The organism is Bosea sp. ANAM02 (genome assembly GCF_011764485.1).
Classification (GTDB): Bacteria; Pseudomonadota; Alphaproteobacteria; order Rhizobiales; family Beijerinckiaceae; genus Allobosea.
In genome coordinates this window covers 852,650-874,278 of record NZ_AP022848.1, presented here as the reverse complement: position 1 = coordinate 874,278, position 21,629 = coordinate 852,650, and the positions used below count along the sequence as shown (strand labels likewise).

The 21,629-nt window shown below is 68.3% G+C and carries 22 protein-coding genes; 15 read left to right on the top strand and 7 right to left on the bottom strand.

Features of this window, described 5'->3' with window-relative positions:
• Positions 1-112 precede the first annotated feature (112 nt).
• The 4 genes from phnK to OCUBac02_RS04220 all read left to right on the top strand — a co-directional run bounded on the left by phnK (position 113) and on the right by OCUBac02_RS04220 (position 3,611).
• Positions 113-919 (top strand): phosphonate C-P lyase system protein PhnK, encoded by an 807-nt coding sequence (gene phnK, locus OCUBac02_RS04235; RefSeq protein ID WP_173043622.1) that lies wholly within the window; start codon positions 113-115, stop codon positions 917-919.
• 162 nt (positions 920-1,081) lie between these two features.
• Positions 1,082-1,777, top strand: a complete 696-nt coding sequence (gene phnL, locus OCUBac02_RS04230; protein WP_173043620.1) for a phosphonate C-P lyase system protein PhnL — start codon at positions 1,082-1,084, stop codon at positions 1,775-1,777.
• Between the two features lie 2 nt (positions 1,778-1,779).
• Positions 1,780-2,919: an alpha-D-ribose 1-methylphosphonate 5-triphosphate diphosphatase gene (locus OCUBac02_RS04225; RefSeq protein WP_173043618.1), complete on the top strand. Its 1,140-nt coding sequence runs from the start codon at positions 1,780-1,782 to the stop codon at positions 2,917-2,919.
• Positions 2,916-3,611, top strand: coding sequence for a DUF1045 domain-containing protein (locus OCUBac02_RS04220; RefSeq protein WP_244639091.1), 696 nt, complete (start codon positions 2,916-2,918; stop codon positions 3,609-3,611). Before OCUBac02_RS04225 ends, OCUBac02_RS04220 begins: the two co-directional genes overlap by 4 nt.
• Positions 3,612-3,811: 200 nt before the next feature.
• Here the strand turns inward: OCUBac02_RS04220 and phnN are convergent, their stop codons facing one another.
• Complete coding sequence (gene phnN, locus OCUBac02_RS04215; RefSeq protein ID WP_173043616.1) at positions 3,812-4,402, bottom strand: phosphonate metabolism protein/1,5-bisphosphokinase (PRPP-forming) PhnN; 591 nt, start codon at positions 4,400-4,402, stop codon at positions 3,812-3,814.
• On the opposite strand from phnN, the gene OCUBac02_RS04210 reads away from it, so the two are divergent.
• The gene (locus tag OCUBac02_RS04210; protein ID WP_173043614.1) at positions 4,401-5,024 is read left to right on the top strand and encodes an LbetaH domain-containing protein; all 624 of its coding nucleotides are present in this window, start codon (positions 4,401-4,403) and stop codon (positions 5,022-5,024) included. The genes phnN and OCUBac02_RS04210 overlap by 2 nt on opposite strands.
• Before the next feature lie 194 nt (positions 5,025-5,218).
• Entirely contained in the window at positions 5,219-6,736 is a 1,518-nt protein-coding gene (locus OCUBac02_RS04205) for a globin-coupled sensor protein (RefSeq protein WP_173043612.1), read from the top strand.
• Positions 6,737-6,897: 161 nt separating this feature from the next.
• Here the strand turns inward: OCUBac02_RS04205 and OCUBac02_RS04200 are convergent, their stop codons facing one another.
• The 6 genes from OCUBac02_RS04200 to OCUBac02_RS04175 form a co-directional block, all read right to left on the bottom strand.
• Positions 6,898-7,557 carry a class I SAM-dependent methyltransferase gene (locus OCUBac02_RS04200; protein WP_173043610.1) on the bottom strand — a complete coding sequence of 220 codons (660 nt, stop codon included), beginning with the start codon at positions 7,555-7,557 and terminating at the stop codon, positions 6,898-6,900.
• Complete coding sequence (locus tag OCUBac02_RS04195) at positions 7,554-8,708, bottom strand: glycosyltransferase family 4 protein (RefSeq protein WP_173043608.1); 1,155 nt, start codon at positions 8,706-8,708, stop codon at positions 7,554-7,556. Before OCUBac02_RS04195 ends, OCUBac02_RS04200 begins: the two co-directional genes overlap by 4 nt.
• Before the next feature lie 47 nt (positions 8,709-8,755).
• Complete coding sequence (locus OCUBac02_RS04190) at positions 8,756-10,231, bottom strand: S8 family serine peptidase (RefSeq protein WP_173043606.1); 1,476 nt, start codon at positions 10,229-10,231, stop codon at positions 8,756-8,758.
• A gap of 61 nt (positions 10,232-10,292) precedes the next feature.
• On the bottom strand, positions 10,293-10,985 hold the full coding sequence (locus OCUBac02_RS04185; RefSeq protein WP_173043604.1) for an anti-sigma factor family protein: 693 nt from the start codon (positions 10,983-10,985) through the stop codon (positions 10,293-10,295).
• A gap of 111 nt (positions 10,986-11,096) precedes the next feature.
• On the bottom strand, positions 11,097-11,657 hold the full coding sequence (locus OCUBac02_RS04180) for a sigma-70 family RNA polymerase sigma factor (RefSeq protein ID WP_173043602.1): 561 nt from the start codon (positions 11,655-11,657) through the stop codon (positions 11,097-11,099).
• Between the two features lie 251 nt (positions 11,658-11,908).
• On the bottom strand, positions 11,909-12,283 hold the full coding sequence (locus OCUBac02_RS04175; RefSeq protein WP_052232206.1) for a DUF6481 family protein: 375 nt from the start codon (positions 12,281-12,283) through the stop codon (positions 11,909-11,911).
• Positions 12,284-12,626: 343 nt separating this feature from the next.
• Here OCUBac02_RS04175 and proB point away from each other — a divergent pair, with 343 nt between their 5' ends.
• From proB to OCUBac02_RS04130, 9 genes are all read left to right on the top strand, one after another.
• The gene (gene proB, locus OCUBac02_RS04170; RefSeq protein ID WP_173043600.1) at positions 12,627-13,751 is read left to right on the top strand and encodes a glutamate 5-kinase; all 1,125 of its coding nucleotides are present in this window, start codon (positions 12,627-12,629) and stop codon (positions 13,749-13,751) included.
• Between the two features lie 251 nt (positions 13,752-14,002).
• The gene (locus OCUBac02_RS04165) at positions 14,003-15,244 is read left to right on the top strand and encodes a glutamate-5-semialdehyde dehydrogenase (RefSeq protein WP_465247775.1); all 1,242 of its coding nucleotides are present in this window, start codon (positions 14,003-14,005) and stop codon (positions 15,242-15,244) included.
• A gap of 227 nt (positions 15,245-15,471) precedes the next feature.
• Positions 15,472-16,095, top strand: coding sequence for a nicotinate-nucleotide adenylyltransferase (locus tag OCUBac02_RS04160; protein ID WP_173043597.1), 624 nt, complete (start codon positions 15,472-15,474; stop codon positions 16,093-16,095).
• Between the two features lie 70 nt (positions 16,096-16,165).
• Positions 16,166-16,576 carry a ribosome silencing factor gene (gene rsfS / locus OCUBac02_RS04155; protein WP_052232531.1) on the top strand — a complete coding sequence of 137 codons (411 nt, stop codon included), beginning with the start codon at positions 16,166-16,168 and terminating at the stop codon, positions 16,574-16,576.
• A gap of 12 nt (positions 16,577-16,588) precedes the next feature.
• On the top strand, positions 16,589-17,068 hold the full coding sequence (gene rlmH, locus OCUBac02_RS04150; RefSeq protein ID WP_173043595.1) for a 23S rRNA (pseudouridine(1915)-N(3))-methyltransferase RlmH: 480 nt from the start codon (positions 16,589-16,591) through the stop codon (positions 17,066-17,068).
• Positions 17,065-18,411: a murein hydrolase activator EnvC family protein gene (locus OCUBac02_RS04145; RefSeq protein ID WP_173043593.1), complete on the top strand. Its 1,347-nt coding sequence runs from the start codon at positions 17,065-17,067 to the stop codon at positions 18,409-18,411. Before rlmH ends, OCUBac02_RS04145 begins: the two co-directional genes overlap by 4 nt.
• Entirely contained in the window at positions 18,411-19,763 is a 1,353-nt protein-coding gene (locus tag OCUBac02_RS04140; protein ID WP_047580962.1) for a S41 family peptidase, read from the top strand. The genes OCUBac02_RS04145 and OCUBac02_RS04140 overlap by 1 nt, the downstream gene beginning before the upstream one ends.
• A gap of 207 nt (positions 19,764-19,970) precedes the next feature.
• Positions 19,971-21,098 carry a divergent polysaccharide deacetylase family protein gene (locus OCUBac02_RS04135; protein WP_244639090.1) on the top strand — a complete coding sequence of 376 codons (1,128 nt, stop codon included), beginning with the start codon at positions 19,971-19,973 and terminating at the stop codon, positions 21,096-21,098.
• Positions 21,095-21,619: an RNA pyrophosphohydrolase gene (locus OCUBac02_RS04130; RefSeq protein WP_173043591.1), complete on the top strand. Its 525-nt coding sequence runs from the start codon at positions 21,095-21,097 to the stop codon at positions 21,617-21,619. The genes OCUBac02_RS04135 and OCUBac02_RS04130 overlap by 4 nt, the downstream gene beginning before the upstream one ends.
• The last annotated feature ends 10 nt before the right edge of the window (positions 21,620-21,629 follow it).

Below are 21,629 nucleotides of genomic sequence, written 5' to 3'. Positions count from 1 at the left end.
GGGCTTGTCCCGACCATCCACGTCTTCGTCGACCGAACGTCATGTTCAAGACGTGGATGCTCGCCACAAGGGCGAGCATGACGGCAGAGCCCTCCACCCCGGAGACGCGCCCATGACCCTCCACACCGCCTTCCCTGCAGTCGATCTCGAACCCGCCCCCCTGCTCTCCGTCGACGGCGTCAGCCGCTTTTATGGCGAGCGCATCGGCTGCGCCGATGTCTCCTTCGACCTCTGGCCGGGCGAGGTGCTCGGCATCGTCGGCGAATCCGGCTCCGGCAAATCGACCCTGCTGCGCTGCCTCGCCGGCATCGACAAGCCCGACGCGGGCGAGGTGCTGTTCAGGGGCGGCACGGAGCCGCTCGACATCTACTCGGTCTCCGAGCAGGAGCGCCGCCGCCTGATGCGGACCGCCTGGGGCATCGTCCACCAGAACCCGCGCGACGGGCTGCGCATGGATGTCACCGCCGGCGGCAATGTCGGCGAGCGGCTGATGGATCGCGGCGACCGGCATTACGGCCAGATCCGCGAGCGCGCGCTCGACTGGCTCCAGCGCGTCGAGATCGCCGGCACCCGCATCGACGACCGGCCGCGCCAATTCTCCGGCGGCATGCAGCAGCGCCTGCAGATCGCCCGCGTGCTGGTCTCGGAACCGCGCCTCGTCTTCATGGACGAGCCGACCGGCGGCCTCGATGTCTCCGTGCAGGCCCGCCTTCTCGACCTGCTGCGCGTGCTGGTGCGCGATCTCGGCCTGGCCGCGATCATCGTCACCCACGACCTCGCCGTGGCGCGCCTCCTGACCGACCGGCTGATGGTGATGAAGGACGGTCGCGTCGTCGAGCAGGGCCTGACCGACCAGGTCCTCGACGATCCTCACCACGCCTATACGCAGCTTCTCACCTCGGCGGTGCTGAGTGTGTGAGGGATGCAGAGCGTCATTCTCGGGCGAAGCGCAGCGCAGACCCGAGAATCTCGTGCAGGAAGAGGCGCCTCTCCTGCCTGAGATGCTCGGGTCAAGCCCGAGCATGACGAGCCCTTCAACCGTCACATCCTCGTCACCTCGCCGGCACAAGGCACTGACCCCATGACCACGATGATTCAGGTCGAGAACGTCGCCAAGACCTTCACCCTGCACAATCAGGGCGGAGCGCGTCTGCCCGTCTTCGACAACGTCAATTTCCATGTCGAGGCCGGCGAGGCGCTGGTGCTGGCAGGCGCGTCCGGCGCAGGCAAATCAAGCCTGCTGCGCATCCTCTACGGCAACTACAGGCCGACCGCCGGCGCGATTCGCATCACCCATGCCGGCCGGCCGGTCGATATCGTCGCCGCCGTACCCCGCACCGTGCTCGATATCCGCCGCCGCACGCTCGGCTTCGTCTCGCAGTTCCTGCGCGTGATCCCGCGCGTCTCGACGCTCGATATCGTCCGCGACCCGCTGCTCGCCCGCGGCGCCACGCCGGAAACCGCGACCGAAAAGGCCAAGGCGATGCTCGCCCGGCTCAATCTGCCGGAGCGGCTCTGGACCCTCGCGCCCGCCACCTTCTCCGGCGGCGAGCAGCAGCGCGTCAACATCGCCCGCTCTTTCGTCGACCCTTCCGCGATCATGCTGATCGACGAGCCGACCGCCTCGCTCGACGCCGCCAATCGAGACGTCGTCGTCGAACTCATCGCCGAGGCGCGCGCCGCCGGCTCCGCCATCGTCGGCATCTTCCACGACGAGGCGGTTCGCGAACGCGTCGCGACGCGCTATCTCGACATCACCGCTTTCCGGAAGGCCTGACGATGCAGACCGTTCTCACCAATGCCAAGCTGATCCTCGAGAACGAGGTCGTCACCGGCACCATCGCCTTCGATGGAACCGGCATCACGGCTGTCGACCAGGGCAAATCCTCCCTGCCCGGCGCCATCGATGCCGGCGGCGACTATGTCGCGCCCGGCCTCGTCGAGATGCACACCGACAACATGGAAAAGCATTTCATGCCGCGCCCGAAGGTCTTCTGGCCGAACGGGCTCGCGGCGGCGCTCGTCCACGACGCGCAGATGGCGGCAGCCGGCGTCACCACCGTCTATGACGCGGTCTGCGCCGGTACGCCCTTCTCGGCCAAGGACTATCGCAAGGACATCTTCGCCGACGTGATGAAGGCCTTGGCTCTGGGCAAGCGCGAGAACGTCTTCCGCATCGACCACCGCATCCATATGCGCTGCGAGCTGACGAGCCCGGGCCTGCTCGAAGACATCGCCCCCTATCAGGACGACGAACTTGTTCAGCTCGTCTCGCTGATGGACCACACCCCCGGCCAGCGCCAGTGGCGCGATCTCCAGCACCTCAAGACCTACGCCGTCGGCAACGGCAAGACGGTCGCGGAATTCGAGGCTGACGTCGAGGTGCGCCAGCGCGAAGGCGCTGCCAATGTCGCCAGGAACTGGCAGGCTGTGGTCGACATCTTCCGGTCGCGCGGCATTCCGCTCGCGACCCACGACGACACGATTCCCGAGCATGTCGAGGAAGGCGTCGCATCGGGTGCGGTGATCTCGGAATTCCCGACCACGGTCGAGGCCGCCGCCGCCGCCAAGCAGGCCGGCCTCGCCACGGTCGCCGGCGCACCGAACGTCGTGCGCGGCGGCTCGCATTCCGGCGGCGTTTCGGTTTCCGAGCTCGCCGAGAAGGGCCTGCTCGACGGCCTCTCGTCGGATTACGTCCCGGCGAGCCTGCTGCAGGCCGTGGTCAAGCTCAATGCCGACCATGGCATCGCGCTGCCCGAGGCGATGGGCATGGTCACCTGGAAGGTCGCCGACATCCTCGGCCTCCGGGATCGCGGCCATCTCAAGACCGGCCTGCGCGCCGATCTCGTCCGCTTCAAGGTGCTGGGCGCGACGCCGGTTCTCGCCGCTGTCTGGTCTCAGGGCGAGCGCGCATTTTGAGCAAGCCGCGCTACGCCATCTATTACGCCCCCGCCGCCGACAGCGCCCTCTGGCGCTTCGGCAGCGCGACGCTGGGCTATGATGCGTTGACGGGCGAGGACTTGGCCTTCGCGGTCCCTCCCGGATGCGATCCGGCTCTATGGCCTGCTTTCACCGAGGAGCCGCGGCGCTACGGTTTCCACGCCACGCTGAAGGCACCTTTCGAGCTCGCCGACGGCCGCAACGAGGAGCAGTTGCGCGCCTTCGCCCGCAACCACGCCGCCGGGCTCGACGCCGTCGAGCTGGCGGGCCTGAGCGTCACGGCGCTCGGTTCTTTCGTTGCGTTGACGCCATCCGAGCCGAGCGCGGCCCTTCAGCGCTTCGCCTTCGCAACGGTGCAGGCCTTTGAGCTGTTCCGCGCGCCGCTTTCCGAAGCGGACAAGGCCAGGCGCCTGAAAAGCCCACTGACGCCAGCCCAGCACGCCTATCTCGAAGCCTATGGCTATCCCTATGTCGGCGACGCCTTCCGCTTCCACATGACGCTGACCGGGTCACTGCCGGGCGAGCAGGCGGCCGCGGCGAAGCAGGCGCTTGAGGTTGCCTATGCGGCCGCTGTCCCCGCCGGACCGGTCAGGATCGATCGCTTCGCACTGTTCAGGCAGGATGATCGCGCCGGCCGCTTCCACCTGCTCGATTCCTATTCGTTCGGCTAGGCATGCGGTCTTCCGACGGAACTCCACCGTCATTCCGGGCCGGGCCAAAAGCCCGAGCCCGGAACCCAGAACCGATTCCCCGGACAAGACGAACTCCGAACCACCTGCGCCCTCTCGAGCAACCAACTCGGTTCTGGGTTCCGGGCTCAAGCGCTTTGCGCTTGCCCCGGAATGACGGCGTGGTTCGATGGCTGAATCGGCTACCGTCCCAGCCCGCGCAGGACGGCCAGAAGCTCGGCGCAAGCCTCGGCGACGCTGCGATCGTTCAGGATGGTGACGACCTCGGCGCGCTCGGCCGTCAGCGGCGCCTCGCGCTTCAGTCGAGCCGCGATATCGGCCTCGGTCTCGCGCCCGCGCGCCGCCAGCCGCCGCGCCAGCACCGCGACCGGCGCGGTGATGTTGAGCACGACGACGCGCTCCACGAGCCGCTCCGCCGCCACGATGGCGCGCCGCGAGACATTGACGATCACCACGGCGCCCGCACCGATGCCGGAAAGTTCGGCCGCCGGAATACCATAGCTCAGCCCATGCGCCTGCCAGCTCAGGGCAAGGCCCCCATTCGCCTCGATCGCGCGGAAGCCGACCTCGTCGCAGGATTCATGATCCTCGGCGCCGGCCATCGCCGGTCGTGTGATCAGGCGGCGGGCAAAACGATAGCGCGGATCGGTCCCGAGTTCGTCGCGCGCGGCCTCCATCAGCGTGTCCTTTCCCGCCCCGGAAGGACCGACCACCAGAACGAGCACACCCGCCGCAGCGGCGGGGATAGCGATATCGGAAGAGGATGAGGACATGGCCGCGAAGAAGCTTGGACTCGAACCGCTGATCGACCCGACCGCCCAGGTGAGGCAGGCGACGCTCGGCCGCTACACCGCGATCGGCGCGCGAACCAGCTTCGTCGAGTCGACGATGGGGGACTACTCCTATGTCGTGAACGACGCGAATGTCATTTACACGACAATCGGCAAGTTCTGCTCGATCGCGGCGATGACCCGGATCAACCCCGGCAACCATCCGATGCACCGGGCCAGCCAGTCTCATTTCACCTATCGCGCAGCGGCCTATTTCGATGATGCCGAGGATGACGAGGCCTTCTTCGACTGGCGCCGCGCCCATGCGGTGGCGATCGGCCACGATGTCTGGATCGGCCATGGCGCGATCGTGCTCGCCGGGCGCTCGATCGGCACGGGCGCTGTGGTCGCCGGCGGCGCTGTTGTCACCAAGGACGTTGCGCCCTATACGATCGTCGCCGGCAATCCCGCCCGGCCAGTGCGACGCCGATTCGCTGAAAATATCGCGGAAAGATTGCAGAATCTCGCCTGGTGGGACTGGGATCACACCAGGCTGCGGGCCGCGCTCGACGATTTCCGCCACCTCTCGGTCGAAGATTTTCTCGGTCGGCACGAGGGTGGGTGAAGGCGACCTACCTCTTTGTAATTACTTTATTTTAGCTAAAAAGATCATTCATGGGTAACCGCCTCCAAGGATAACACACATCACCATTGTAGAAATTGACCCAGATCAAGACACACTCTCATAGGTTGTTAACCTTGCTGGGCCATGGTCGATCTCCGGCGGGAACGGTTTCCGCCCGAGGCTGGGGACCTCCTATGTCGGCACTGGATCATCTCGCCAAACGGCTCGCCTTCATGCAGCTCGGCCCGGAGGCGCAAGGACGCATCCGCGATGTCGGCGACGCCTTGGGCGCGTCCGTTCCGGGCGCGCTCGACGCTTTCTACGCGCAGTTGCGCGCCTTCCCGGAGACGAAGGCGTTCTTCAGCAATGAGCAGCATATCGAGGGCGCCAAGCAGCGCCAGGCCAGGCACTGGGGCGGCATCGCCACCGGCCGATTCGACGAGCACTACATCGGTGCCGTCACCCAGGTGGGCAAGGTCCATGCCCGCATCGGCCTGGAGCCGCGCTGGTATATCGGCGGCTATGCGCTGATCATCGAGAAGCTGCTCGCCGGCGTGCTGGAGGCGCGCTGGCCGAAGAACGCGCTGGGCAAGCGCATGCCCGGCTGCGCCGAGCGCTCCGCCGAGGTCGCAGCCATCGTCAAGGCGGCGATGCTCGACATGGACTATGCGATCACGGTCTATCTGGAAGCCTCCGAGGACGCGCGATTGAAGGTCGAGGCCGAGGCCCGCGCCCTCGAACAGGCCAAGGCGTCCGAGCGCGAGCAGGCCATCGCCTGCGTCAGCGAGAGCATGGCGGCACTCGCCGAGGGCGACCTGACCTACCGCATGAGCGCCGAGATTCCGGCCGAATATTCCGAGATCCGCGACCATTTCAACGGCGCGATGGCACGCCTCCAGGAGATGGTCGGCACGATCAAGGCGACCTCGGCCGCGATCGCCTCCTCTTCGCAGGAGATCAGCACCGGCGCGCAGGATCTCTCGATGCGCACCGAGCAGCAGGCCTCCGCGCTGGAGGAGAGCGCGGCGACGACCGAGCAGCTTGCGGCCTCCGTCAAGACCTCGACCCAGGCCTCGCGCGAATCCGTCACGCTGGCCGACGAAGCCCGCAATGTCGCGCGCACCGGCGGCGATATCGTCCGCGAAGCCGTCGAGGCGATGGCGCGGATCGAGGGCGGCTCGAAGCGCATCTCGGAGATCACCGACGTGATCGACGGCATCGCCTTCCAGACCAACCTGCTGGCGCTCAACGCCGCCGTCGAGGCGGCGCGGGCCGGCGATGCCGGGCGCGGCTTCGCCGTCGTCGCCGCCGAGGTCCGGGCGCTGGCCCAGCGTTCGGCCGGCGCCGCCAAGGACATCACCGGCCTGATCTCGTCCTCGGACGCGGAGGTCGCCGAAGGCGTCAAGCTCGTCCGCCAGGCCGGCGAGACGCTCGACCGCATCGTCGCCGCCTCGGCCAAGGTCTCCAGCACGGTCGAAGAGATCGCCTCTGCCTCCAGCGAGCAGGCCAACGGCATCGACGAAATGAGCCAGACCGTCAGCCATATGGACGAGATCACCCAGCAGAACGCCGCGCTGGCCGAGGAGAGCGCCGCCTCGGCACGCGTCCTGCTCGACCAGATCGGCCAGCTCAACCGGCTGGTCGCGGCCTTCCGGACCGAGCAGGGCGGCGCGCTCGGCAGCGCCGGCGCGACCAGGCGGCGCGCGGCCTGAGCCTTTCCTTCTCCCCTTGCGGGAGAAGGTGGCCCGAAGGGCCGGATGAGGGGTCGCGCAGGTCTAAGAAAATTGGCGGCCGACTGACGATCAGCCTCGCGAGACCCCTCACCCCCACCCTCTCCCGCGAGGGGAGAGGGGGCAGTCCTCGGCTCACGCGCCTACCCGGCGAGTCGCCAGACCGAGCTGCGCTTGATCTCGGCATCCTCCAGCGCGCGCGTCACCGGCACCTCATAGGTCGCGACCGCCTCGAGCTTGCCGCGCGGCAGGTAGCTGCGGCCGGGATCGCCGATCAGCACCGTCGCGCCACGCGCCGACAGCCCTGACAGCCAGTCGATGACGCGCCCGGCCATATCGCGCTCATAGCAGACATCGCCGGCGCAGATGACGTCCCAACCCTCGTCGCGGCCAATCAGGTCCTCGCAGCGCGGCACCACGGTAACGCCGTTCGCTGCCGCGTTGATGCCGATCGCCGCCGCCGCGAAGGCGTCGATATCGCAGGCCTCGACCGGCCCGGCGCCGATCTTCGCCGCCGCGATGGCGACGAGCCCAGAGCCCGAGGCGAAATCCAGCACCCGCCGCCCGGCCACGATCTGCGCATGATCGAGCAGATAGCGCGCCAGCGCCTGTCCGCCGGCCCAGGCGAAAGCCCAGAACGGCGGCGGCAGGCCGATCACGGCAAGCTCATCCTCGGTCTTCTGCCAGAGCTCCGTCGCCTCCTCGGCAACATGCAGCGCGATCTCCGGCGCATACGGCACCGGCAGCAGCCTCGTATGGGCGCGGATGAAGGCTTCGCGGTCGAGCGCGGCCTCGCCGCTCATGCGGCGGTCCCCGGCTCGGTGCGGCCGAGCAGGCTGAGATAGAGCGCTTTCACGCCGTTCATCACGTCGCGCTCGGTATGCCCGTCGAGCAGGCGGGTGCGGGCATTCTCGCCCATGCGCTCGGCGAGGCGCGGAGCGCCGGCGAGGGCGACGAGCGCCCGGGCGAGCGCCGCGGCATCGTCGGCCGGTACGACCATGCCGTCCTGCCCGTCGCGGACGAAGCTGCGGCAACCCGGCACATCCGTGGTCAGGATCGCCCGGCCGCAGGACGCCGCCTCCAGGATCGTCCGCGGCAGGCCCTCGCCGCCGCGCGAGGGCAGGATGCAGAGATGATGCGCCTTCCAGACGCCCTCGATATCGCGCGTCGGCCCGGCCCAGGAGATGCCCGGCCGCGCCGCCCATTCCTTCAGCGTCGCCTCGGGGATCGCCTTGGGATTGGACGGATCGGGCGCGCCATGGATGGTGAGCGTGACCTTGGCGCCCTCGGCCCGCGCCAGCCGAACCGCCTCGACCGCGAGATCGACGCCCTTGGACCAGAGCATGCGGGCGACCAGCGCGACCCTGAGCGGCGGCGACGGCGGCATCGGCGAGGGCATCAGGATCAGCGGGTCGACGCCGGCCCCGCCGACGATCGCGACCTTGCCCGCATCCTGCGGATCGAGCCCCAGCGTCACCGGATCGTCTGGGTTCTCGAACAGGAACCGCACCTGCGGCCCGTCGATCGCGCCGCGCAGCCAGGTGATCGCCGCGAAGCGCGCCGCCGCCGCTAGCACCCCCTGTTTGGCACCGAGGAAACCAAGTCCGGTCAGCGCGTAGACCCGCCGCTCCACGCCCGCGAGCTTGCCGGCGAGCCCGGCGAGCGCGATCGGCTTCAGCGCGATGCAATGCAGGATGTCCGGCTTCTCGGCCGCGATCAGGCGCTTCAGCGCCGCGATCTGCTTGAACAGAGCCCGCGGATCGAGGCTGCGCCGCTCCGCCTCCAGCCCGATCAGCCGGGCGCCGGTCGACTCGATCACGCGCCGGTGGTTGCGCTCGCGCGCGATCACCGCGACGTCGAAGCCGAGCTCGCGCGCAGCCCGCGCCATCGGAAGGAAATGCGAGGCGAAGAACCAGTCCTCGGTGGCGACGAAAAGAAGTTTCGGGCGCGGCATCGCGCCATCAGGCCGATGCGAGGACGAAGGTCAAGCCTGCTTGCGCCTCAGGGGCGCGCTGTGGCGACCGGGAGCACGCGTGCGAGCGCCTTCGGCGGATCGATCCGGCCCGCACCATAGACCGGGTCGCGCCCCCGCGAACCCAGGTCGGTCGCGCTCTCGGCGAGCACGCGGCGGGCGCTGTCGGTATCGAGTTCCGGCTGCTTTTCGAGCAGGAGCGCGACCAGCGCCGAGACATGGGCGGCGGCGATCGAGGTACCCGACGTGAAGGCGTAGCGCCCACCCGGTTCCGCCGTCAGCACGTCGACACCCGGTGCCGCGATCGCGACATAGGAGCCGCGATTGGCGTCGCCGAAGACCTTGTCCTCGGCATCGGTCGCCGTCACCGCGATCACGCTCGGATCGGCACCCGGATAGAGCGGCGCGGACCGGGCGCCGCCATTGCCGGCAGCGGCGACCGTTATCACGCCGCGCTCCTTCGCGCCGGCCAGCGCCTTCGACAGCAGGCGGTCCTGCGGGCCGGCGAAGCTCAGATTGACCACCTTGGCGCGCTGCTGGACGATCCATTCGAGCGCGGTCAGGATCTGGAACGACTTGCCGTTGGCCGAGGTCGCCTGCGGGCCGCCGAAGGCGCGGGCGACGATGAGGCGGGCCGCCGGCGCGATCCCCTGCAATTCGCCATGGGCGACGATCGCCGTTGCCATCGAGGTGCCGTGCGCATGCGGCGTCGCCAGCCCGTCGATCGCGTCGAGATAGCCGAGGACCGAGCCCCGGATCTCGGGATGCTCCATGTCGACGCCGGAATCGATCAGGCCGACCCGGATGTTCCGCCCCAACGCGAGCTTGCGCGCCTCGCCCAGTCGCAATTTGTCGACCACGTATTGCGGCGGCAGGACGCGCCGTACTGCGGCGTTGCCGCGCGCCGCCGTCGCAGGATCGGCGAGGCGCAGGCCTGGGGTGGGGGCCGGGGTGCCCGCATCGGAAGAGGCGGTCGTCGCGCTTGCCGGCGCGTCGACACCGGACAACGAATCCTGCTGCAATTCGAACAGGAAGTTCGGCTGCGCTCCGGCGATATTGGTATCGTCGCCCATCTCGGTCAGAACGGCGCGCAGATCGCGCCCCGCCTCGAGCTTCGCCCGGATGATCGTGACGCCGGCAAGATCGAAGCGCTGACGTGCGATCAACGTCGCACCGTAGCGGCGCAGCACGGTCTCCGCCTCGACATTGGGCGCGAGCTCGAACAGCACCTCGTCGGGCACGAAACGATTCTCGTTGAGCGCAGGAACGATGCTGCGCTGCGTCCGCGGCTGCAGCCAGGAGCCCGGCGGCACACGCATCGAGCGGTTGATGCCTCCGGCCGATGGCTGTTGCGGGCTCGCAGTCGGCGCGATGCGTTTGCCGTCGCCGGTTCCGGACTGCGCGAATGCTAGTCCCGAAACGAGCGCAAGCGCGCAGGCGAGAAGGCCGGCGCGAGCGAGGCGCCGGACCGGAGCTTTCCGGCGGGCAAACCGGGACGGCAGCATGACCTGACCCTCCTGCGACGACGATATCATGCCATGGAGCCCGGCAACCGCGCCAGCCGGATCACGGCGCCGGCGCGACGAAGCTGACGATGGCGCTCTCGCCCTTCATCCGCGTCGCGATCGCATCGACCTGCGCGGAGGAGAGCGAGGCATCGCCGACGCGGACCTTGAAAAAGCCGTTGGCGCGCGGCCCGTCGACCACCGACGCGTCGAAGCGCTTGAAGAAGGAGGCGATCTCGCCGGCCCGTGCCTCCGGCGAGAAACTCAGCAGCACATAGCTTTCGGACGGCCGGGTGCCCGGCGCGGAAGCGGTCTGGAAGCCCGGGCCGCCGTCGCGCAGCGCAAGACCGGTGATCGCCACGCCCTGCAGAGCGATGAGCGCGATGGCTGCAGCGCTGGCATAGGCGAGGCGGCGCGGCGGCTGGGCGACCAGAAGCCCGCCGAGCCAGCCGAGAAAGCCGCGGCTGTTCTCCTGGGCGCGTGCTAGAAGAGGCACCGGGCGGGCTTCGGCCTCGATTCCGGCCATCAACTTGTCGAGCGCGTTATGGGAGGGAGCGCCGAGGCTCTCGTTGAGCAACACGGTCTCGGCCATGTCGTCGCGGATCAGATCGAGGCGGGCGGCAAGCTCGGCATCACCGGCGAGAGCCGCTTCGACGCGGCGCTTGTCGGCATCCGAGATCCGGCCGTTGGCGTAGAAGGGCAGCAGCTCCTCGAGCTCGCGGCGCTTCGGATCGCTGGCGATGCTGTCGTTCATCACGCCACTCCCTGGGCGGCCGAGCCGCACCTGATCAAAACGGAAGCATTTTCAAGCGAAGTGGATACCGGTTCGCGTGAAGAAAATGCGATACTAGAAAGCGTTACGATTTCACGGCCAGCCGCGGTCGATGCCGGCTGCCTTGAGCATCTCGCCCAGCTTCTTGCGGGCGTGGAAGAGCCGGGTCTTGACGGTGTTCTCGGGGATACCGACGATCCGCGCGACCTCCTCCACGGAAGTCTCGTGATAGTAGACGAGGTCGATGACCTCGCGATGCTCGGCCGAGAGTCTTCCAAGGCAGGCGCGGATGGCGAGACCCTTGTCCTGCTTCTGCAGCACGATCTCGGGACCGTCGGCATCGTCCTCGAGGCTTTCGGCATAATCCTCGTCCAGCTCGGCATCGCGGCGCTTGCGCATGAGCGACCAGGCCTTGTTCCGGGCGATGGCGAGCAGCCAGGTCGAGACCGAGGCGCGCGCCTCGAAACGATCCGCCTGTCGCCACAGATCCATGAACACGTCACTGATCACATCCTCGGCAAGCGTCTCGTCGCGGACGAGCCGCAGCACGAAACGGTAGACCCGCACCTGATGCCGCGAAAACAGCACCTTCATCGCGAGCCGGTCACCAGAGGCGATCCGTTTGACGAGATCCTCGTCCGATTCCGTATGCATTGCCCCTCGAAGGCCAGGCATCCCGGCTCGCATCCGGTTGTCGCGGCGAGCGGGGAAAAGGTTCAACCCGGCGCGCACATTAATCCGCGCATCCGGATTTGCCGATAGGCCGATGAGGGACGGATAGGAGTTTTTTGCCCGAAAAGCAGCCATCGGCCGGGGCAGGCGCTGCGAACGCGGTTAAGCGGATATGAAAAGGGGCGCTCGCGGCGCCCCAAATCGCATTCAAGGATATGCGGGAATTCCTGGCGTCAGCGGCGCTTGCCGGCCGTGCGCATCTGCATGTACTGCACGGCTTCCAGCAGAACCTTGCGCGGACGCTCGGCGTCACGCTTGGCCTGCTCGGCCTTGCGGGCGGCTTCGCGGGCGATCTCTTCCTGGCGCTTCTCTTCGGCGATGCGCTCACGCTCGATCGCTTCCAGACGCTCCTTCTCGGCCCGGATCTTCGCCTTTTCGGCTTCGCGCTCGGCGCGCGCCGCGGCGATGGCTTCCCGCTCCTCGCGTCGCTGCACCATCACCGGGTCGTCGGCCTTCGGCCGGGCCTTGAAACGCTCGAGCAGCGCCTTCTTGGCATTGGCGGAATTGGACTGGCGGTCGGTGAAGCTGCGGTCGTTCGGGTTCTTCAAGGGTGATCTTCTCTCGGGTTGTTACGGGCGTTCATCGGCCCGCGCGGGCGAGATAATCCAGATCCGGCCGGATTGGTATCGAAATCGACGCGCGGCAGCCCCGCTTCCAGCGCTTATCGGGCGGCAGATCCTGCATGCTGCACGCCAAAAACGCATGAGAATGGCAGGATCGGCACCCGATCTAGCGGGCGGGCCGGACCATGCATATGGGCGGCAGAGCCTGTCCTGTCAATGAAAAGAGCCCTTTGTGCCCGCATGGCGACCATGAAAGCCGCTCTATGCTTTACAAGTGCGGGATTTTCCCCAACAGGCAGGGCGACTGCCGCAACAACGCCGTGCTCCCGTGAAGACGCCCCAGCTCTCCGATTTCCGCCGCATCGTCGTCAAGGTCGGCTCCAGCCTGCTGGTCGACCGCAGCCGCGGCCGCCTGCGCCATGCCTGGCTCGCGGCGCTGGCCGAGGACCTGGCCGAGCTGCACCAGCGCGGGGCCGATGTCCTCGTCGTCTCCTCCGGTGCGATCGCGCTCGGGCGCACCGTGCTCGGCCTGCCCTCCGGTCCCCTGCGTCTGGAGGAAAGCCAGGCCGCTGCCGCCGTCGGCCAGATCGCGCTCGCACGCAACTGGGCCGAGGCCTTGGGCGCCCACGGCCTCACCGCCGGGCAGGTGCTGCTGACGCTGGCCGATACCGAGCAGCGCCGCCGCTATCTCAACGCGCGCGCGACGCTCGGCCGCCTGCTCGACCTGCGTGCCATCCCCGTCATCAACGAGAACGACACCGTCGCCACCACCGAAATTCGCTATGGCGACAATGACCGGCTCGCCGCCCGGGTCGCGACCATGGCCGGCGCCGATCTGCTGGTGCTGTTCTCCGATATCGACGGGCTCTACACCGCCCCGCCCGCCAGGGACCCGAGTGCTCGCCATATTCCCGTGGTCGAACGCATCACACCGGAGATCGACGCCATGGCCGGCGGCGCCGCTTCCGAGCTCTCGCGCGGCGGCATGCGCACCAAGATCGAGGCCGGCAAGATCGCGGCCGCCGGCGGCACCCATATGCTGATCGCCGATGGCCGCGCCAAGAACCCGCTCGCGAGCGTCGCTGGTGGCGGGCGCTGCACCTGGTTCCTGACGGCCTCGACGCCGGCCACCGCCCGCAAGACCTGGATCGCCGGCTCGCTGGAGCCGCGCGGCACGCTGCATCTCGATGCCGGCGCGGCCCGCGCCCTGCGCGGCGGCGCGAGCCTGCTGCCGGTCGGCGTCACCCGGATCGAGGGCGAGTTCGCGCGCGGCGACGCCGTGCTCATCCGCGATCCCGACGGCCAGCTTATTGGCCGCGGCCTCGTCTCCTATGACGCAGGCGAGGCAGCGCTGGTCCTCGGCAAGGCTTCGCGCGATATCGAGACTGTTCTGGGCCATCCCGGCCGCGCCGAGATGATCCACCGTGACGACATGGCGCTCGGGCTGGGTTAGGGTGCCATCGGTTTTCCAGAAGAACGCGCGGTCATCCCGGGCGACCGAAGGAAGACCCGGGATCCATGCCGGAACGGTTCCGGCATGGATCCCGGATCGGCGCAGCTTCGCTGCTTGTCCGGGATGACACGCGTTTGCCGGCAATCGGATAAGCTTGAATCGACGGATATGAGTTCAGGTTGGGTGACATGACCGGCGACAGCGCATTGCGCATCATCGCGAAAAACGAGGCCGCCGATATCGGCGCCGTCATGCAGGATGTCGGCAGCCGCGCCCGCGCCGCCGCACGCAAGGTCGCATTGAGCCCGGCCGAGCAGCGCAATGCCGCCCTCCTCGCGATGGCGGACGCGTTGCGCGCCCGCAGCGCCAAAATCCTTGCCGCCAATGCGCAGGATCTCACCGAGGGCAAGGCGGCAGGCCTCAGCGGCTCCTTCATCGATCGCCTCGCCCTCGACGAGACCCGCCTCGCAGCGATTGCCGACGCCGTCGCCGAGGTCGCCGAGCTGCCCGATCCGCTGGGCCGCGTGCTGGCGGAATGGACCCGTCCGAACGGCCTGCGCTTCGAACGTGTCGCGACCCCGCTCGGCGTCATCGCCGTGATCTTCGAGAGCCGCCCCAATGTCACCGCCGATGCCGGCGCCCTCTGCCTCAAGAGCGGCAATGCCGCGATCCTGCGCGCCGGCTCCGATTCCTTCCGCTCCTCGACCGAGATCGCCGCCGCCATGCGCGAGGGCCTGGAAGCAGCCGGCCTGCCCGGCGACGCGATCCAGCTCGTGCCGACCCGCGACCGCGCCGCCGTCGGCGACATCCTCTCGGGGCTCGGCGGCAATATCGACGTGGTCGTGCCGCGCGGGGGCAAGAGCCTCGTCGCCCGCGTCCAGAGCGAGGCGCGCGTGCCGGTCTTCGCCCATCTCGACGGCAACTGCCATGTCTATGTCGACGCCAGGGCCGATCTCGCCATGGCTCGCGACATCCTGCTCAACGCCAAGCTCCGCCGCACCGGCGTCTGCGGTGCCGCCGAGACGCTGCTGGTCGACGAGGCCTGTGCCGCGAGCCATCTCGCTCCGCTGGTCGGCGCCCTGCTCGACGCCGGCTGCGCCGTGCGCGGCGACGAAGCGGCCCGCGCCGTCGATGCCCGCGTCACCGCCGCCAGCGAAGAGGACTGGGCGACCGAATATCTCGACCGGATCATCGCGGTCAGGACCGTGCCCGGCCTCGATGCCGCGATCGACCATATCGAGCGCTACGGCTCGCATCACACCGATGCGATCGTCACCGCCGACGAGGCCGCCGCTGCCCGCTTCCTCGCCGAGGTCGATTCGGCCATCGTCATCCACAACGCCTCGACCCAGTTCGCCGATGGCGGCGAGTTCGGCTTCGGCGCCGAGATCGGCATCGCCACCGGCCGGATGCATGCCCGCGGGCCCGTCGGCGTCGAGCAACTCTGCTCCTTCAAATACCGCGTCCATGGCGCGGGCCAGACCCGGCCCTGAGGCTGACAGTCCTTGATGGTAGGGTTTTCAGCTTTGCACGGAACCTCTTGCGTCATTCCGGGGCAGCCCGCAGGGCTGAGCCCGGAACCCAGAACCGATGGCGGACCTAGCGTGAGCGGCACGGCATCCCTCAGCGACCTGCGGTTCTGGGTTCCGGGCTCGGCGCTGACGCGCCGCCCCGGAATGACCTTGTGGTTCCGAAGCACGCCGTTAGACCGGCCGACGCGATGACGAGCGAACTTCCGCGCCTGCCGTCCCGGCTGCCTCCCTTCGCGCCCGGCCTGCGGGTCGGCCTTTTCGGCGGCAGCTTCAACCCGGCCCATGACGGCCACCGGCTCGCGAGCCTGACCGCTTTGCGCCGGCTGCAGCTCGACCGCATCTGGTGGCTGGTCACGCCCGGCAATCCGCTCAAGGACAACGCGAAGCTGCCTTCGCTCGCCGAACGCCTCCGTCAGGCCGAAGGCGTCGCCAGTCATGCCCGCATCGACGTCACCGGCGTCGAGGCGATGCTGCGCACCCGCTACACCGCCGACACGTTGCGCGCGCTCAAGCGGCGCTGCCCGGGCGTGAATTTCGTCTGGATCATGGGCTCGGACAATCTCGCCGGCTTCCATCGCTGGGCCGAGTGGCGCGCCATCGCCCGAATGATGCCGATCGCGATCATCGACCGGCCGGGCTCGACCCATAGCGCGATGGCCTCGCCCGCCGCCAACTGGCTGTCGCGCTGGCGCCTGCCCGAAAGCCAGGCCGCGAGCCTGCCCCGCATGAAGCCTCCCGCCTGGGTCTTCCTGCACGGCAAGCGCTCGACATTATCCTCCACGATGCTGCGCAAACAGGCCGGCCGCGATTGAACTCCCGCGCCTTCCGGCTTATTTTGGACCCATCGCGCCGAACGCGCATCAGGATCGAGAGGATACGTCACTGACCCGTCAAACCCTTGGTGAAGCCGAGCCGAAGCCGCTTCCCCAGGCTGCCGTCGCGGAGAATCCCTCTGCCGACAGCATCGCCCTCGCCCAGCGTGTCCTCGAGGACATGAAGGCCGAGGACATCACGGTGATCGACCTCGTGGGCAAGACCTCGCTGGCGGATGCGATGATCATCGCGTCGGGCAACGTCAACCGCCATGTCGCCGCGATCGCCGAAGCCCTGATCGAAGCCATCAAGAATTCCGGAAAGCCTTCGCCGCAGGTCGAGGGCATGCCCGCTTGCGACTGGGTGCTGCTCGATACCGGCGACATCATCATCCATGTCTTCCGGCCGGAAGTGCGTCAGTTCTACAATCTCGAGAAGATGTGGGGCACCGACCGGCCGAACGAACGCCTCGATAGCTGACGCTCGTTTCCGATGCGGCTCGCGGTCATCGCCGTCGGCCGGCTCAAGGACGGGCCGGAACGCGAACTCTGCGAGCGCTATCGTGAGCGCGGCGTCGCACTCGGACGCAGCATCGGCCTCGGCGGCCCCGACATCGTCGAGATCGCCGAGGGCCGAGGCCGGCGCCCCGAGGAGCGCAAGCGCGAGGAGGCTCAGGCCATCCTCGCGAAGGCCCAGCCGGGCTTGCTGATCGCGCTGGACGAGCGCGGCCGCCAGCTCGGCAGCGAGGCCTTCGCCACCCGTCTCGCCACGGCCCGCGATTCCGGCACCGGCCATGCCAGCCTGATTATCGGCGGCGCCGACGGTCTGAGCGAAGAGATTCGCGACAGGGCCGATATCACGCTCGCCTTCGGTGCCCTGACCATCCCGCACCAGATCGTGCGGGCGCTCGTGCTCGAACAGCTCTATCGCGCGATGACGATCATCTCCGGCCACCCTTATCATCGCGTATGAGCTCGCTGATTCGCCCCGGACTGCGCGGCCTGTGCCTGGCCGCACTGCTGGCGACGTCGTCCGGCGTGATTGCCCAGACGGCTCAGCCCGACCCGGAAGCGCTCCAGCGCGAGGCGATGCAGAAGCTCGTCGAGAAGCAGGCGCGCGAAAGCGAACTCAAGGCGATCGAGCAGCGCCTGGCCGGAAACACCGAAGCCCGCGCCGCGCTGGAAAAGGAAATTGCTGGAATCCGAGCCGATCGCGCCGCCCTCAACAAGGCCCTGCTCGATACCACCGCGCGAACCCAGGCCGCCGAGGAGCGCCTGGGCGCGCTGGAGAACCGGCTGTCCCTGCTGCAATCCAGCGAGGCCGCGATTCGCCGCTCGCTCGACGGCCGGCGCAACCTGATCGCCGAGGTGCTGGCGGCACTGCAGCGCATCGGCCGGCGCCCGCCGCCCGCCGTGCTGGTCCGCCCGGAGGATATCCTGGAAGCGGTGCGCGCCTCGATGCTGCTCGGCGCCGTCGTGCCGGATTTGAGGCAGGAGGTCGAGATTCTCGGCACCGATCTCGCAGAGCTCGTCCGCCTGCGCCAGGGCATCGCGACCGAAAAGGAGAAGATCGGCGGAGAGATGGAGCAGATCGCGGGCGAGCGCCAGCGTCTGGCCTCCCTGATAGAGGGACGGCGCGAGCGCGAGGCCAGCGCCGCCCGGGATGTCGAACAGCAGGCTGCGCTCGGCAAGGAGCTCGCCGGCCAGGCTCGCTCGATACGGGACTTCGTCGAGAGGATCGAGAAGGAGATCTCGGTCACCAACAAGGCAGCCGATGCCGCCCGCCAGGCGATCGAGCAGGAGACCCGCGAGCAGCGCGAGCGCATGACGGCACTGGCCTTCAAGGATCCGGCGCGGCTTGCCCCCAAGCTCGCCTTCGCCGAGGCCAGGGGCCTGCTGTCGCTGCCCGTCACGGGATCACGATTGCGTGGTTTCGGCGATCCGGACGGCGCCGGCGGCACGATTCGCGGGATATCCTTGGAAACCCGCGCGAACGCCCTAGTTTCGGCACCTTCTGACGCTTGGGTTGTCTATGCGGGACCGTTCCGTTCGTTCGGGCAACTCTTGATCCTGAACGCCGGCGGGGGATACTACATCCTGCTGGCCGGCATGCAGCGGATCGATGTCGCGCTCAATCAGTTCGTGCTGGCGGGGGAACCGGTTGCGACGATGGGCGAAACATCGGAAGCTGCCGCGACGACCGTAGGGGTGGGAACCGGGCAGCCGGTTCTGTATATCGAATTCAGGAAAGACGGCGTCTCGATCGATCCGACGCCGTGGTGGACGAAATCGCAAGGCGAAAAGGTTCGCGGATGATGCGCAAGGTTTCCCTCGTTCTCGCCGGCGCCATCATGGGCGCGGGCCTGACCGGACTGGCCACCCAGACCAGGCTGCTCTCCTCGACCAGCGCGGTGGCGGCCTCGGCCGAGGTCTATCGCAGCCTGAACCTGTTCGGTGACATCTTCGAGAAGATCCGCACCGATTATGTCGACAAGCCCGACGAGCAGAAGCTGATCGAGGCCGCCATCAACGGCATGGTCTCCTCGCTCGATCCGCATTCCTCCTATCTCGATGCCAAGTCCTTCCGCGACATGGACACCGACATGCGCGGCCAGTTCGGCGGGCTCGGCATCGAGGTGACGATGGAGGACGGCGTCCTCAAGGTCGCCAAGCCGATCAGGGACACGCCCGCCTCCAAGGCCGGCATCCTCGCCAACGACATCATCCGCCAGATCGACGGCGCCGAGGTGAAGGGACTGTCCCTGACCCAGGCCGTCGAGAAGATGCGCGGGCTGATCAACACCCAGGTCACGCTCAAGATCGACCGTCCCGGCAAGACCGAGCCGCTCGAATTCACCCTGACCCGCTCGACCATCGTCGTCCCGGCCGTCGAGGAGCGGGTCGAGAACGATGTCGGCTATATCCGCATCGGCACCTTCTCCGAGCAGACCTATGACGGCCTGCGCAAGGCGATCGAGAAGACGACGAGCGAGATCGGCGCCGACAAGATCAAGGGCTACATCATCGACCTCCGCAACAACCGCGGCGGCCGCCTCGACCAGTCCGTGCTGGTTTCGGACGCCTTCCTCGACCGCGGCAAGATCGTCTCGACGCGCGGCCGCAATGCCGAGGAAACCCAGGTCTTCAACGCCAAGTCGGGCGACCTGACCAAGGGCAAGCCGGTCGTCGTGCTGATCAACGGCTCCTCGGCCTCGGCCGCCGAGATCGTCGCCGGCGCCCTGCAGGACCACAAGCGCGCCACCGTGATGGGCACGCGCTCCTTCGGCAAGGGTTCGGTGCAGACCGTGATCCCGCTCGGTTCGAATGGCGGCCTGCGCCTCACCACGGCGCGCTACTACACCCCCTCGGGTAACTCGATCCAGGCCAAGGGCATCACCCCGGATATCGAGGTCCAGCAGGACATTCCGAAGGAGATCAAGGACAAGCTCGTCGAGAACAAGGGCGAAGCCGCGCTCAAGGGCCATCTCAAGGCCGGCGAGGGCGAGGAGCAGTCCGGTTCCAGCTCCTATGTCCCCGCCGATGCGGCCAAGGACACCCAGCTCATCGCGGCGCTGAATCAGCTCCGCGGCGTCAAGACGGGTGCTGCGGCCTCCACGGAGAAGCCGGCTGCGCCCGCCACCCCCGAGGCGCCCAAGCAGCCGAACTGAGGCTGCGGGCTCGACGCCGGGCTCCTTAGGCGCCAAGACTAGCGCGCGGGCTGCTGATTCGGGCCCGCGTCGCAACCTCGAGGACGGCCTCTCCCGGCCGATAAGCCGCTGACGGAGCTCAATCGACCGCTCGGCCAGGATCGCCCCGCGGCCTCTGGCCGGCCCTGGGGTCGTTGGCTTGCGACGGCCGCGGCCGGCGGCGTCGGCTTGGCGATCCTCGCTCTTGTGCTCACGGTCGCACTGCGTCGCGATCCCGATGGCGGCGAGCCCATGGCCGTCGCAGCCATCGAGAAGCGCGCCGCGCCCGCCGCCTCCGCTGCCGCCACGCCTGATCCGGCAACCGCGCCGCCGCGCGGACCGACCAGCGCCGCCCAGCTCGAGAACAGCGCAGGCGTAACCGTGGTGCGCGCGGGCGAGGAAGCACCCGAGGCGATCGTCATCACCATTCCCGATACCGCCCGCACGATCACGCTCGCGACCGCCCCGGACAACCGGCTGGTCGAGCGCTCGCGCTACGGCCTGTTGCCGAAATCCGGTCCCGACGGCGCAACCCCGGCCAAGGTTTATGCCCGCCCGCTTGGCCCGGAGCCCATGGCGAAACCGGCCGGCCGCGTCGCGCTGCTCGTCGGCGGCCTCGGCATCAGCCAGAGCGGCACGGCCGATGCGATCGCGAAACTGCCCCCGCCGGTCTCGCTCGCCTTCGCTCCCTATGGCACCGAGCTCGAACGCACCGTTCAGCGTGCCCGTGGCGAAGGCCACGAGGTCTTCCTGCAACTGCCAATGGAGCCCTTCGACTATCCCGACAATGATCCGGGCCCGCATACGCTGCTGACCGGCCCGAAGGCTCCGGACAATATCGACAAGCTGCACTGGGCGCTCGGCCGCTTCACCGGCTATGTCGGCATCGTCAACTTTCTCGGTGGCCGCTTCACCTCGGACGAGAGTGCGCTTTCACCCGTTCTGCGCGAGCTTGCCGGCCGCGGCCTGATGGTCGTCGACGACGGCTCCTCCGCGCGCAGCCTGCTGGCCGGCTCCGCCGACCGCGCCCGCATCCCGGCGCTGAAGATCGACCGCGTCATCGACGGCGTCACCCGCGCCGACGCGATCGACAAGGAGCTGGCCGCGCTGGAGACCATCGCCCGTGAACAGGGTATCGTGGTCGCGGCCGCCAGCGCCCTGCCCGTTTCGATCGAGCGCATCAACCGCTGGGCGCAATCGCTGGAAGCCAAGAAGATCATGATCGTCCCGGTGAGCGCCGCCCGCGGCTTCCGCTCGCCCAAGAGTACCGGCTCGATCGGCGCAGGATCGATCAGATCCACCGGATCGCAGCGATGACCGACAGGCCGCCCGAAGGTTATCGCCCCTGCGTCGGCCTCGTCCTGTTCAACAGGGCGGGTCTCGTCTTCGTCGGCCGGCGCGCCGACAAGACCAAGCGCGAGCATGTTGCGCCCGGCCATGCCTGGCAGATGCCACAGGGCGGCATCGACGAGGGCGAGACGCCGCTGGAAGCCGCCCGCCGCGAGCTCGCCGAGGAAACCAACGTCACCTCGGTCGTGCTTCTGGGCGAGGCACCGGGCTGGCTCTCCTATGACCTGCCCGTCGATATCGGCAAGGAAGCCTGGAAGGGCCGCTGGCGTGGCCAGGCCCAGAAATGGTTCGCCTTCCGCTTCGTCGGCGCGGAGGACGAGATCGACATCCTGACCCCGTCCGGCGGCCACAAGGCCGAATTCGACGCCTGGCGCTGGGCGCGTCTCGACGAGACGCCGGACCTGATCATCCCCTTCAAGCAGGACGTCTACCGGCAGGTCGTCAGGCATTTCGCGCCCTTCGCGCGCGAGCCCGGCGAGACGGACTGAGCCCGACTGA